Annotated in this window: 12 protein-coding genes; 5 read left to right on the plus strand and 7 right to left on the minus strand. The window is 66.5% G+C overall.

The genetic code is table 11. The features are described 5' to 3' along the window. The first annotated feature begins 30 nt into the window (after window positions 1–30). Both H681_RS06500 and H681_RS06505 read left to right on the plus strand, forming a co-directional pair. Window positions 31–861, plus strand: a complete 831-nt coding sequence (locus tag H681_RS06500) for a substrate-binding periplasmic protein (protein ID WP_015476047.1) — start codon at window positions 31–33, stop codon at window positions 859–861. Between the two features lie 2 nt (window positions 862–863). Then, window positions 864–3,737, plus strand: a complete 2,874-nt coding sequence (locus H681_RS06505; protein WP_041712467.1) for an HD domain-containing phosphohydrolase — start codon at window positions 864–866, stop codon at window positions 3,735–3,737. Between the two features lie 197 nt (window positions 3,738–3,934). On the opposite strand, the gene H681_RS06510 is transcribed toward H681_RS06505, so the two are convergent. The 6 genes from H681_RS06510 to H681_RS06535 form a co-directional block, all read right to left on the minus strand. Next, the gene (locus H681_RS06510; RefSeq protein ID WP_015476049.1) at window positions 3,935–4,681 is read right to left on the minus strand and encodes a murein L,D-transpeptidase catalytic domain family protein; all 747 of its coding nucleotides are present in this window, start codon (window positions 4,679–4,681) and stop codon (window positions 3,935–3,937) included. Between the two features lie 381 nt (window positions 4,682–5,062). Next, window positions 5,063–6,115, minus strand: a complete 1,053-nt coding sequence (locus H681_RS06515; protein ID WP_015476050.1) for a L,D-transpeptidase — start codon at window positions 6,113–6,115, stop codon at window positions 5,063–5,065. A gap of 221 nt (window positions 6,116–6,336) precedes the next feature. Further along, a complete protein-coding gene (locus H681_RS06520) occupies window positions 6,337–7,032 on the minus strand; it encodes a pseudouridine synthase (protein ID WP_015476051.1) in 696 nt (231 codons plus the stop codon). Then, a complete protein-coding gene (locus tag H681_RS06525; RefSeq protein ID WP_015476052.1) occupies window positions 7,032–7,247 on the minus strand; it encodes a cysteine-rich CWC family protein in 216 nt (71 codons plus the stop codon). Before H681_RS06525 ends, H681_RS06520 begins: the two co-directional genes overlap by 1 nt. A 98-nt stretch (window positions 7,248–7,345) precedes the next feature. Continuing rightward, complete coding sequence (locus H681_RS06530) at window positions 7,346–8,179, minus strand: DUF4824 family protein (RefSeq protein WP_015476053.1); 834 nt, start codon at window positions 8,177–8,179, stop codon at window positions 7,346–7,348. Continuing rightward, the gene (locus tag H681_RS06535) at window positions 8,176–9,252 is read right to left on the minus strand and encodes a DUF2157 domain-containing protein (RefSeq protein ID WP_015476054.1); all 1,077 of its coding nucleotides are present in this window, start codon (window positions 9,250–9,252) and stop codon (window positions 8,176–8,178) included. Before H681_RS06535 ends, H681_RS06530 begins: the two co-directional genes overlap by 4 nt. A gap of 290 nt (window positions 9,253–9,542) precedes the next feature. Here H681_RS06535 and H681_RS06540 point away from each other — a divergent pair, with 290 nt between their 5' ends. Together H681_RS06540 and H681_RS26610 are read left to right on the plus strand one after the other, a co-directional pair. Further along, window positions 9,543–9,800: a DUF1145 domain-containing protein gene (locus tag H681_RS06540; protein ID WP_015476055.1), complete on the plus strand. Its 258-nt coding sequence runs from the start codon at window positions 9,543–9,545 to the stop codon at window positions 9,798–9,800. A gap of 123 nt (window positions 9,801–9,923) precedes the next feature. Next, window positions 9,924–10,100: a hypothetical protein gene (locus H681_RS26610; RefSeq protein ID WP_167650134.1), complete on the plus strand. Its 177-nt coding sequence runs from the start codon at window positions 9,924–9,926 to the stop codon at window positions 10,098–10,100. 10 nt (window positions 10,101–10,110) lie between these two features. Here the strand turns inward: H681_RS26610 and H681_RS06545 are convergent, their stop codons facing one another. Further along, complete coding sequence (locus H681_RS06545; protein ID WP_015476056.1) at window positions 10,111–11,022, minus strand: LysR family transcriptional regulator; 912 nt, start codon at window positions 11,020–11,022, stop codon at window positions 10,111–10,113. 97 nt (window positions 11,023–11,119) lie between these two features. Here H681_RS06545 and H681_RS06550 point away from each other — a divergent pair, with 97 nt between their 5' ends. After that, complete coding sequence (locus H681_RS06550) at window positions 11,120–13,093, plus strand: alkyl/aryl-sulfatase (protein ID WP_015476057.1); 1,974 nt, start codon at window positions 11,120–11,122, stop codon at window positions 13,091–13,093. Window positions 13,094–13,118: the final 25 nt, after the last annotated feature.

Below are 13,118 nucleotides of genomic sequence, written 5' to 3' on the forward strand. Positions count from 1 at the left end.
TAAGGCCGACACCGCGGACGGAGCGGGTCAATGGCACTCAACCCCATGCTGCGCACTCTGCAGGTCTTGCCGGCTGCCTGGCTGTGTGCGGTAGCTATGGCCGCCGATCGCTATGGCTGCGAAGCGCCGATCCGTGTCGCCTATACCCGCAATCTGGTGTTCTTCCACGATGATGGTGGCATCGATTTTGACCTGATCGCCGAGCTGGCGCGGCGCAGCGGCTGCCAGTTCGAGGCGACGGTACGGCCGCGCGAGGATATCTGGCGGATGCTGGAAAGTGGCGACCTGGAGATGGGCACCAGCGGGGTCGCCACGCCGCAGCGGCGCACCTTCACTTACCTGCTGCCGTACGTTTACCTGCGCAACAAGCTGATCGTGCCGGCCGAGCTGGGCCAGCTGTCGTCACTGGACGATTTCCACGACATGCCCGGCGCGCGGATCGGCGTGATCGCCGGCTACCGCCACGGCCCCTCCATCGACGCCATGCTGCGCACCCTCAAGGGCGAGGGACGGGTGGTCGAGTTCCACGATGACGCCACACGCTTCACCGCTCTGCTCAACGGTAATGTGGAAGGGGTGATCGGCCATGAGCTGAACCTGGAGGGCGCCGTCACCGATCGTCGGGAGCGCGCGCGGTTCCGGGTGGTGGATGTCATGAGCGGTCCAGCCACGCCGCACCACCTGATGCTCTCGCGCAAGCGCTTCACCCCGGCGCAGAGCGCCGAATGGCTGCGGTTGATCGAGACGCTGTGGCTGGACGGCAGCCTGGCCAGGATCATTCGACGCAACACGTCGTCGGTCATGGCGACAGAACTTCTCGATAGCGGATATCGCTACGGCTCAACGGACAGAGGCTGGTGATGATGAACGCATTCAAACGAGGCATTCCGCTGCAGTTGCTGGTGGCCGGGGCCATCATCCTCAGCATGCTGGCGCTGGCGGGGGCGTTGCTGATACAGGGCTACCGGGGCGTGGAAGGGGCGCTGGTGGCGGCGGCGGGCGAGTCGGCCAGCCAGTTGGGGGCGACCATCAACGAGCGCATCCGCCGGTTGATCGATCCGGCGGAAAGCGCGTTGCGGCTGATGACCCACGATCCCATTTCGCAGACCGACAACCTGCCGGCGCGCCTGGATCGCTTGCCGATGCTGGTCGAGAACCTGCGCGCCAACCGCACCTTGAGCGCGGTGTACATCGGATACCCGAACGGCGAGTTCATGCTGATCCGCGCGCTGCGCGTGCCCGAGGTACGCCGCAGCCTGCAGGCGCCGGATCAGTCGAAGTACCTGGTGCAGAGCCTGACCCTGGACGACCAGAGCACGCTGCGGGGCGAGTGGCGCTTCTACGACAGCGAACTGCGGCTGCTGCGGGTGCAGGAGCGGCCGGACTACCGGTTCGATCCACGGCAGCGCCCGTGGTACCTCGAGTCGCTCAACACCGGCAAGACGGTGCTGACCCAGCCCTATGTGTTCTTCACCACCCGCGAGATCGGCCTGACCCTGGCGCACCGCAGCGTCGATGGCGCGGCGGTGATCGGCATGGACGCCTCGGTCAACGACCTCGGCGGCGAGATGGGTGACCTGCGCCAGACGGCCCACACGGAGCTGGCGGTGGTGGATGGCAAGGGCACGGTGATTGCCTATCCGGATCTCTCGAAGCTGATGATCCATCGTGGCGACGAGCTGCGCCTGGCGACCCTGGATGAGCTGGGCGTGCCCAGCCTGACCCGGCTCAACGTCGCCTCGATACCGGCAGGCACGCCCCAGGCCTATGACGTCGGGGGGCAGAGTTGGTACGGCATCTGGGTGCCGCTGTCGAACTTCACCAGCAGCGAGGTGCGTGTGCTGATCGCCATCCCGGCCGTCGAGCTGCTGGCCGGCGCCCGTCAACTGTTGTTCAACCAGGCGCTGTGGAGCGGGGCGTTGCTGCTGGTGCTGCTGCTGATCGGCTGGTACCTGGGGCGGCGCATCGCCCGTCCGCTGACGGCGCTGGCCGACCAGGTGGGCGCCTTGGCGGCGTTCGATTTCGCCCGGCCGGTGGGGGTGGAGTCGAAGATCGCCGAAGTGCGTGACCTGAGCAGCGTGATGGGCAGCATGTCGCGCACCATCCACAACTTCCAGGCCATCACCCTGACGCTGAGCCGCGAAACGCGCCTGGAGAGCATGCTCGACGGCGTGCTCTCGCGCCTGGTGGAGGCCACCGGCGTCATGGGTGGCGCCGTGTACCTGCTGGAGGACCAGGACTGCCGACTGCGCCTGGCCTGCGCGGTCAACGGAAAGCAGTACCCGCAGTCGATGCTCATCGAGGGTTTCACCGAGGCGCAACTGGCCGAGCGGGTGGATCAGGCGCTGGCCAACCGCGGGCAGTACCTGGAGGTGTCGCTGCGCAATCGCAGCGACGACCTGCTGGGCATTCTCGTCCTGCAACTGGCCGAGGAGGGCGCCGCCAGCCGCCAACCGCGCAAACCGTTCAAGCAGTTCGTCGAGGAGCTTTCCGGCGCCGCCGCGGTGGCCATCGAGACCCGTCAGTTGATCGAGGCCCAGCAGCGTTTGCTGGACGCCATCATCAAGCTGCTGGCCGACGCGATCGACGCCAAGAGCCCCTACACCGGCGGCCACTGCGAACGCGTGCCGCAACTGGCGGACCTGCTGCTGCAGAAGGTGATCGACGCCCGCGACGGCGAGTACGCCAGCTTCACCATGAGCGATGTGGAGCGCTACGAGTTCCAGATCGCCGCCTGGCTGCACGATTGCGGCAAGATCACCAGCCCCGAGTACGTGGTGGACAAGGCCACCAAGCTGGAGACGCTGTACAACCGCCTGCACGAGGTCCGCACGCGTTTCGAGGTGGTCTGGCGCGACATCGAGCTCGATTACTGGCGCGGCATGGCCGCGGGCAACGATATCGGCCTGCTGGCGGCGCGGCGGGACGCGCTGCATGAGGCCTTGCGCGAGGACTACGCCTTCGTCGCCCAGGCCAACATCGGCGGCGAGTTCATGAAGGACGAGGACATCGAGCGCCTGAAACGCATCGGCGAGCGCCGCTGGCTACGTTACTTCGACGACCGCCTGGGCATTTCCCGCGATGAACTGGAGCGCCTGGAAGGCCGCCCGGAACCGACCTTGCCGGTGGAAGAGTTCCTGCTCGCGGACAAACCCGAGCACCGCGTGCCCTGGGGCGAGCGCAAGCCGCCGGTGGACAAGGACGACCCGCGCAACGTCTGGGGCTTCGACATGCGCCTGCCGCCCTGCGCGAGCAACCACGGCGAGCTGTACAACCTGGGCGTACGGCGCGGCACGCTCAACGAGGAAGAGCGCTTCAAGATCAACGAGCACATCGTCCAGACGCTGATGATGCTGACGACCCTGCCGCTGCCGCGTCACCTGCGCCGGGTGCCGACCATTGCCGCCAACCACCATGAGAAGATGGATGGCACCGGCTACCCGCGCAAACTGTCGCGGGAGCAGATGAGCATTCCCGAACGGGTCATGGCGATCGCCGATATCTTCGAGGCGCTGACCGCCGCCGACCGCCCCTACAAGGCGCCGAAGACCCTGTCGGAGTCGCTGAAGATCCTGGCTTTCATGGCCCGCGACCAGCATATCGACGGGGAGCTGTTCCGGGTGTTCCTGATCCAGGGGGTGTACCTGGAGTACGGCGAGCGCTTCCTGCGGCCCGAGCAGATGGATGCGGTGGACGTGCGGGCGATGCTGGATGTGCTGGAGGGAGTGAAGGCGTAACGCGGGTCCCTGTATTCCGCCGGGCTGCTGCTCTTGTAGGGGGAATCACCCCAGCCTTCTCCCGCGTGAGAAGCGGGAGAGGGCTGGGGTGAGTGGCCTTTGATCTAGCGAACAGCCTCGCAGCGGGGGTTGTTCGCGAGCCAGCTCGCTCTTACGAAGAGCCGGCGCCGCGCGCGACGGTGTTCCGCACGTGCCCCTCAGCGGTTGGCGAGGTTCTGCGCGTAACGGGTGTTGCGCGGGGTCTTCGCCACGGTGCAGCTTTGGCCGGCGAGGAACTGCGAGTTCTTCAGCCATTCCTGCTGGGGGTAGTAGGCGAACACGTAGCTGCCGTTCTTCACCGTGTCGATCAGCTTCTGCGCCACCTGCGGGCGCACCGCCGGGCAGCCCAGGCTGCGGCCGAGACGGCCGAGGCCGGGGACGACCTTGGGATCGGCGTAGGCGGCGGCATGCATGACGATGGCGCGCTCTTCGCTGTTGTCGTTGAAGCCCGGTTCCAGCCCCAGCAGGCGCAGCGAGCGGCCGTGCTTGCCGCTGTAGGTCTGGCCGGTCTGGTAGAGACCGATGGAGGACTGGTTGCTCTCGGGACGGTTGGAGAACGAGGTGGCCAAGTCAGCGCCACTTTTCTTGCCGTGGGCGACCCATTCCTCGAACAGCAGCTTGCGCTGCTTGAGATCGAAGACCCACAGGCGCTTGTCGCGCGAGGGCTTGGAGTAGTCGATGACGGTCAGCAACTGGTTGTCGCCGCCCAACTGGGTGCTGGCGCACTGCAGGGCGTTGAGCGCCAGGCGCAGCGTTTCGGTAGTGGTGGCGGGGGCGAGGCGGTGCAGTTCCTCGGCCGTCGGCAGGCGGGCGGCGGACGCAGGTTGCCAGCTACCGAACGCGAAGAGCGCGGTGCTGGCGACAGTGATCCGGAAGATCCCCCGTAACTTCGAAAAAGTCAGCATGAATACAACATTCCCGTTGAATCGATATGGTTTTTTCTGGGAAACGCCGCATTGTGCGCGATTTTTGACCAGTGGTGTGGTTGTTTTTTAAGCATTTTCGAACCCGCCCGTCGGTAAATACGCAGGTTTGGCGCTGCGGAACCTTGTCTGGCGCAGGAACGCCAGGCTGCGAATCTTTCCTGGCGTCATCGCCTGTGCACACGCTGTTTCGAAGTCTTTCGGCCGGCGCGGCAGGGCGATGAGTGCCGTTGATCCGGACGCCGGCACATGGCCAGGGTTGCCCGATTGCCGCAGGGCGCAGGTGGGCGCGCGGGTGCCGCCGATGGGCGATAGGGGGGAATCCGGAACGGCGCGGGGCAGGTGGTGCGCCGCGCCATGACGTCAGTTGACCGGCTGGTTCTTGACCGGCTTCTGTTCCGCCTGCCGGTCGTTGGTAGTGATCACCGTGAAGTCCGGGTTGCTGCGCATGGCGCGCGTGGACGGCAGGTCGGTGATGATCAGGGTGCTGCCGACATCCATGCTCGTCAGCAGGCTGCGCAGGAACTCGCGGTCCATGCTGAACTTGCCCAGTTGCTCGGCGGGTGTCAGGCCTTTCTGCGGGTCGCTGACCTGCACGGTGGTCCAGCGCAGGTTGGGGCTCTGGCTGTCGATTTCGCTCTGGGTCGGCTTCTCCATCAGCGAGAAGGCGGCGACGCCGGTTTTTTCCTCGGGATGCTCGAAGGCCACCGGGGCGGTACCGATCTGCAGGCCGCCGCGGTAGACATAGGCGCGGCGGTCGGCGCGGCTGATCAGCACGGAGAGCGGGCCTTTCTCCACCCCCGGATCGCTCCAGAACGGCACCACCATGCCACTGTCGTCGTGCGGGCCGGCGGGGCGTCCCTCACTGACGATGGGGGCGAGCAGGCCGGGGTGATAGACCTCCACGGGCGAGCTCTTGGCGTCGGAGATGATCACGGTGGTGGAGCTGAAGCCGGTGACTTCGTAGAGCTTCTTGGCGAAGGCCATCGGCAGGCGGATGCAGCCGTGGGAGGCCGGGTAGCCGGGGAGATTGCCGGCGTGCAGGGCGATGCCGTCCCAGGTCAGGCGCTGCATGTAGGGCATGGGCGCGCTGTTGTAGAGGTCGGAGTGGTACTCGACTTTCTTCTGCAGGATGGAGAACACGCCGGTGGGGGTTTCCTTGCCCTTCTTGCCGGTGCTGACCGTGGCCACGCCGATGGCGATGCCGTTGCGGTACACGTAGGCGCGTTGCTCGGTGAGGCTGACCACCAGCGTTACCGGGCCGGCCGGGGAAATCTCCGGGTACCAGAGGTACTGGCCGGGCTTGAGCGTCTTCAGCGCTGCCTGCAGGTCGGACAGCGGCGAGGGCTTGCTCGGGGTTGCGATGGCGACACTGGCGCTCAGGGCGAGCAGCAGGGCGACCGACAGTTTCTTCATCACCTTTCCTTGGGACGCGGATTTGACTGGAGCTTAGCCAAGCCGCAGCGACGGCTGCAAACCGCCGGGCTGAACGGTGCGCGGGGGGAATTGGCAGAGTGTGGGGCAGGCCTCGGCGCGAAGTGCTTTTCATGTAGGAGCGAACTTGCTCGCGAACAGAATCAGCCGGCAGCTCCAATGCCTGGAGGTTCGCGAGCAAGCTCGCTCCTGCAAGTACCCGATCACCCCAGCTCCGTGATCTCCTGCGCCGTCAGCGCGCGATACTGGCCGGGTTGCAATGCCGGATCGAGCACGAGGCTGCCCATGCTCTCGCGGTGCAGGCGGGTCACCTTGTTCTGGAAGTGGCCGAACATGCGCTTGACCTGGTGGTAGCGGCCTTCGTGCAGGGTCAGGCGCGCGGCGCGGGTGTCGAGGATTTCCAGCTGAGCGGGCAGGGTGGTGAGGTCTTCGAAGGCGAAGTACAGGCCTTGCTCGAAGGCCTGCGCGTAGTGCGCTTCGATCGGGTCCTGGGTCTCGACGTAATAGACCTTGGGCAGCTTGCGCCCCGGCAGGGTCATGCGTCGCGACCACTGGCCGTCGTTGGTGATCAGCAGCAGGCCGGTGGTGTTGTAGTCCAGGCGGCCGCCGATGTGCAGTTCGTGCTTGTCCGGCTCGTCCAGCAGGTCGAGCACGGTGCGGTGCTCGGCGTCGCGGGTGGCGCTGACACAGCCGGCGGGCTTGTGCATCATGACGTAGCGCGCCGGCTTGCCGGCCTGTAGCAGGTCGTCGTCCAGTTCCACGCGGGAGAACTCGCGCACCTCGTGGCGACCCTCGCGCACCACCTGGCCATCCACGCGCAGGCGGCCTTCGGCGAGCAGTTGACGGGCCTGCTGGCGGTTCAGGTGGGGCAGGTTGGCGATGAAGCGGTCCAGGCGCATCAGACGTTCTCGTCGCCCTTCAGCCCGGCGGCGCAGCGAGGGCAGAGGCAGGCGCGGTCGACGGATTCGGGCGGGATGCGCTCCAGCGCGGTGCGCTCGATGGGCGTGCTGAAGCACCAGCAGTCCTGGCCTTCCAGTGCCGGGTCGGCCTGGCTGCAACGGTTGGACTGGCCGCAGAGTGGGCAGCGGCTGGGATCGGGGGTGACGTCGTTCATGGCCGGTCAGGGCGAGCAATGGCGGTGAGGCGGGCGCACAGGGTGCAGCGCCGCCCCGTATCGCGCAAGCGGATTCGGATCGGCGCGGCGGGCGTCGGTCAGGGCATGTCGATGCGCTCGATCCAGGGTTCCAGGCGCCGGCCGAAGGCGACTTCGGCAATGAACGGCTGGGCGCGGCCGTCCGCCGCCCGGTGGGGTTGCGTGGTGATCCGGTCCAGGCGCTCGCGCCATTGGTACGGCACGTTGATGCTGTCGGTGCCGATGGCGCTGGCGGTGCCGCCGAGCGTCCAGATGTGCTGGTAGTAGTTGGAGACGGGGCGCACGCGGCCGTGGACGATCAGGTAGCGCTGGCGATCGGGGTACTGGGCGCGCAGGGCCTTGAGGTCCAGCCCGACGTCCTTGAGCAACAGGCGCGTGTCGGTCTTCTCCTCGCTGTCCAGTTCGCGGCGGATGAAGTCTCGCTCATCGGCGAGGCGGGCATTCTGCGGGGCGGCGTCGGCGGCTTGGCGAGCCTCGTCGAGGCGCTTGCGCGTCAGCTGCACTTCGCGCTGGTACAGCGGGCCGTCCAGTTCCAGCACCAGCAGGGCATCGCGCGATTGCTGGCGGCTGAAGCGCGGAGCGCTGTCGTCGTCCACCTGCGCGGGCATGGCGAAGCCCAGCCTGGCCATCTTCTGCGCGTCGATGGCCGGCAGCCAGCCACGGTTGTGCCGCGTGCCCTCATCCCGGGTGGGCGTGCGCCAGCGCAGGCGCAGGCTCAGGCCGCTGTTCTCGTTGTGCCAGGAACTGTTGCGATCCAGCTCGCGCTGGGTGAGGGGGAGCCGGCTGTCCGGCTCGCCCGAGCGGTTCCAGGCCACGCCGCCGAGCGCCACGGCGTTGACCAGCAGGATCAGCCCGACGCCGCCGAGCAGCGCATGGGTGCGGGTCCAGTTCATGGACGGTTCCCTCCCAGCAGGCCGTGGGCGCTGCGCAGGCGGCGCAGTACCAGCAGGATCAGCACCGCGCACAGGCCGAGCACGAGGAAGAACAGATACTTGGGCATCACCTCCCACCACCAGTCGAAGAACTTGGTGTAGAGGAACACCACGAAGAAGGTCAGCCCGGTATTCACCACCTCCGGCCATTCGCGGCGTGCGCCGAGCCAGATGACCAGCCCCGAGGCGACGAAGCCGAGCACCTGGTAGAGGTTTTCCACCGTGCCGGAACCCAGCGCCAGGTAGCTGCCGCCGCCCCAGTTGGCCAGCACCAGCATCGGCAGGAACAGCCCGAGCAGGCCGAACACCCGGTAGATCGCGGCGAAGCCGTCGAAGCGTCCCTGGCCGATGAATGATGGTACGAGGAAGATCAGCAGGGCGGCGGGGAAGAAGTTTTCCGGGCGCTCGCCCACGTCCAGCCAGTACACGCCGCTCCAGGTGCCGACCCGCGCGGCGACGTAGCCCATCACGCAGATCAGCGCGGCGGCCAGCAGCAGGCGGGCGTTGCAGGTGTAGGCCAGCAGCAGGGCGTAGGCGGCCCAGGGCAGCAGGGCCTTGTCCGAGGGCGTGATGTTGAAGATCTGCCCGACCATCACCACGTTCAGCACCAGGCAGGCGAAGGCCAGCATGGCGCCGAGCCTGGCGAAATAGCCGGAGGCGTCGCGGCGCTGCAGGACGAGGGTGAGCAGCAGGCTGCCAAGGGACGCGGCGATGAGGATGAGTACCTGGGCGGTTTCCGCGAACAGCCCCCAGAACTGGTAGAAGAGGAAGAACAGGCTGGCCGCCAGGGCCAGCGCGCCGAGGAAGGACGCGATGCGCATGCCCAGCGACAGCCGATGGTCCTGGCTGTCGCGGTCGATGTCGAAACGTGCGCGGTAGTCGGCGAGCAGGCGGTGCTGGTGGTCGCGCAGGCGTTCGCGTTGCGCGGCATCGAGGGCGAGGGCGCCCTCGTCGTTCAGGCGTTGCAGCTCCCGCTCGAAGGCAAGGATGTCGTCGACGCGGCGCTGCGCCTGCTGGTGGCTGAGTTCGGGCATGGCCGCTCCTTGCGGCGGGGGTGTTGGTCGGACTCTAGCTTCAACCGGGCCGGGCTTCCATGAGTTGGGGCAGTTCGGTGGGTAAGGTCAGCCGGCGGGTTCGGTGTGGTACCGGGTTCGCGAGCAAGCTCGCTCCTACGAAGGACGCACCCGTGCATACCTGTAGGAGCGAGCTTGCTCGCGAACAGGGCATGCTGCCTCGGCGAAATGCACCGCCAGTCGAAAGACAGGAGCATTCAGGACGAGCCGGACGGCAGACTGCTCCGACCTTAATCCAGGGAAAGATCGTCATGTCCGAATTGCTGAGTTTCGCCAAGGGCGCGCTGGCCATGTTCTGGCTCGCCGCCGTCCTCAATCTCGCCTACCCCTTCGGCGAGTTGCATCGCCCGTTGCTGTGGGTGTCCGGCGTGATGCTGCTGGCGCATGTCGGCGAGGTATTGCTGCTGGCGCGCGGTCGTTCGCTGGGCGAGCAGTTGCAGGTTTTGCTGTTCGGCGTGCTGCACCTGCAGAGCCGCCGCCAGCGCCGCCTGGAAACTGTAAACGGCTGATTTACCGAAGCTTTACCTTGCAGCACCGCACCGGCGCCTGACCGAAGTGTCTGATCCTGCGAGACCGGAAGAAGTATCGCCCCGCATTCCGGCGAGGGCCGCCGGCTCGTTTCAGGAGGCGCCATGCGTCGCATCTTCGCTGCTGTACTGCTCATCCTTCCATTGACCGGTTGCGTGATCCATGAGCACGACCACGATCGCGGCTGGCATGACCGCGACTGGAATGACCGCCCGCACCGTGATTACCGCCGGGACTACCACGACCGCGATCACGATCGCTACAAGGGCTGGAGCCGCTGAGCCGTGGCGGTCAGGGCGCGGCGCGAAACGCCGCGTCCTCCTCCAGCAACAACGCGACGAACTGGTTGGCCGCAGGCGATAGGCTGCGGCTGGCATGACGCACCAGGGCATAGGCGGAGCCGCGCGCGGAAGCATCGTCGCGGTTGGGCCAGGGCAGCACGGCCAAGCGCCCGGCCTGTACGTCTTCGGCCACCACGTCCCAGGTGGCGAGGCAGAGTACGTCGCTGCCTTTCACCAGCTCCTTGAGCATCAGTACGTCATCGCATTGCACGCTCAGCGGTTGCTCACGCCCGAGGTTCCGGGCCAGGCGCTCCTGAGCGTCGCGCGGCAGGCGCGGGCCGGCCAGCGGGTAGTCGAGCAGGCGTTCGACCGAGGGCCGCGTGTCGATCAGGGGATGCCCCGGCCGGCAGAACAGTACGCTGCGATGTACACGCAGCGGCAGGATGTCGAGGCGGCTGTCGCCTTCCAGCTCGCGGTAGTCGGCGATGAAGAGCTCCAGCTCATCGTCCAGCAGACGCTGGTGCAGCTCGATCCAGTTCTCGATGGAAAGCAGGATCGACACTCGCGGGTGCGCGCTGCTGTAGCGCGCGAGCACCTGCGGCATCAGCCGCGCGGCGGGGAAGGGGCCGGCGCCCAGGCGCAGTTCGCCGGTTTCCAGGTCCGCCAGTTGCAGCACGGCGTTCTTCAGGGCGCGGTCGCCGGCCAGCAGGCGGCGGGCATGCTCCAGCACCAACCGGCCGTGGGCGGTGAGGGTGACGCCGCGTGGGTTGCGGTCCACCAGCTGGCAGTTCAACCGCCCCTCCAGCGCCTGGATGCTGCGGGACAGGGCGGGTTGGCTGAGGTTCACCGCATCGGCGGCACGGGCGAAATGGCCGTGTTCGGCGAGAGCGACGAAATGGCGTAGCTGGCGAAGGTCGTTCATGCGGTTTCTGCATTGATTGTTTGGTTGGAATGCATTGGAATTATGATAGAAACGACCGGCATAGTGCGAGCACAACAACAAATACCGGAGTTCATCGATGTCCCGCCTTTCCGCCGCCATCCTGCTGGCCAGCCTTTGTCCGGGCCTGCTCGCCGCCGCCGAGCTACCCAAGCCGCCCACCGAGTTCACCCTCGCCGCCCAGCAGAAGGTGCGCGAGACGCTGCCGTTTTCCGACCGCGCCGATTTCGATCGCGTGGAGAAGGGGCTGCTCAAGCGCCCGGACAACCTGGTGATCAAGAACGAGGACGGCAGCGTCGCCTGGCAACTGGGCAGCTATGACTTCCTCAATAGCGGCAAGGATATCGGCAGCGTCAACCCGAGCCTGCAGCGCCAGGCCGTGCTGAACCTGAAGTACGGCCTGTACAAGGTCACCGACGGCATCTACCAGGTGCGCGGCTTCGACCTGGCCAACATCACCTTCGTCGAGGGCAAGAGCGGCTGGATCGTCATCGACACCCTGACCACCCCGGCCACCGCCAAGGCGGCCTATGCGCTGGTCAGCCAGGAGCTGGGACAGAAGCCGATCCGCGCGGTCATCTATACCCACGCCCACGTCGACCATTTCGGCGGGGTGAAGGGGCTGGTGACCCCGGAGCAGGTCGACAAGGGCGAGGTGCAGATCATCGCGCCCAAAGGCTTCATGGAGGCGGCCATCAAGGAGAACGTGCTGGCCGGCAACGCCATGATCCGTCGCGCCACCTACCAGTACGGCACCCTGCTGCCCAAGGGCGAGCAGGGCCAGGTCGACATGGCCATCGGCAAGGGCGTGGCGCGCGGGCCGTTGAGCATCCTCGCACCGACCAAGGTCATCGAGGGCGACCTGCAGGAGCTGGAGATCGACGGCGTGCCCGTCACCTTCCAGAACACGCCGGGCACCGAGTCGCCAGCGGAAATGAACGTCTGGCTGCCGCAGCAGAAGGCGCTGCTGATGGCCGAGAACGTCACCGGTACGCTGCATAACCTCTATACCCTGCGCGGTGCCGAAACCCGCGACGCATTGGGCTGGAGCAAGTACATCAACGAGGCGCTGCACCGTTACGGCGACAAGGCCGAGGTGATGCTCGCCTCGCACAACTGGCCGCGCTGGGGGCACGACGACATCGTCCACACCCTGGAAAAACAGCGTGACATGTACGGTTACCTGAACGACCAGACCCTGTATCTGGCCAACCAGGGCGTGACCATCAACCAGATCCACGAGCGCTTCCAGGTGCCGCCGGAGCTGGCCAACGAGTGGTATAACCGGGGCTACCACGGCAGCGTCAGCCACAACGTGCGGGCGGTGGTGAACAAGTACCTGGGCTACTACGACGGCAACCCGGCGACCCTCGACCCGCTGGCGCCGGAAGATTCGGCGAAGAAGTACGTGGAGTTCATGGGCGGCGCCGACCACCTGCTGCAACTGGCGAAACAGTCCTACGACAAGGGCGAGTACCGCTGGGTGGTCGAGGTGGTCAACAAGCTGGTCTTCGCCGACCCGTCCAACCAGGCCGCCCGTGCCCTGCAGGCCGACGCCCTGGAGCAGCTCGGCTACCAGGCGGAGAATGCCGGCTGGCGCAACAGCTACCTGGTGGCCGCGCAGGAACTGCGCAACGGCGTGCCGCGTGACCAGCCGTCGCTGCGGGTCACCAGTTCCGACGCCCTGGCGGCGATGGATACCGGCCTGCTGTTCGACTACCTCGGCGTGCGCCTGAACGCACAGAAGGCCGAGGGCGAGGACCTGGGCATCAACCTGGTGCTGCCGGACGTGAAGGAGCAGTACCTGCTGGAGCTGAAGAACTCGCACCTGAACAATATCAAGGGCGTGCAGAGCGAGAACGCCGGGCAGACCGTAACCATCGACCGCGCCGACCTCAACCGCCTGCTGCTCAAGCAAGTCTCGCCGGTGAGTCTGGTGGCCGAGGGCAAGCTCAAGAGTTCCGGCAACCCGCTGCTGCTGGCGAAGCTGTTCGGCATGCTCGACGACTTCGAGTTCTGGTTCGACATCGTCACGCCGCCGCGGAAGAGCTGATCCCGCTCCATTCCCCGCCAACCGA

Origin of the sequence: Pseudomonas sp. ATCC 13867, from assembly GCF_000349845.1 — a bacterium.
In the GTDB taxonomy this organism is placed as follows: Bacteria; Pseudomonadota; Gammaproteobacteria; order Pseudomonadales; family Pseudomonadaceae; genus Pseudomonas.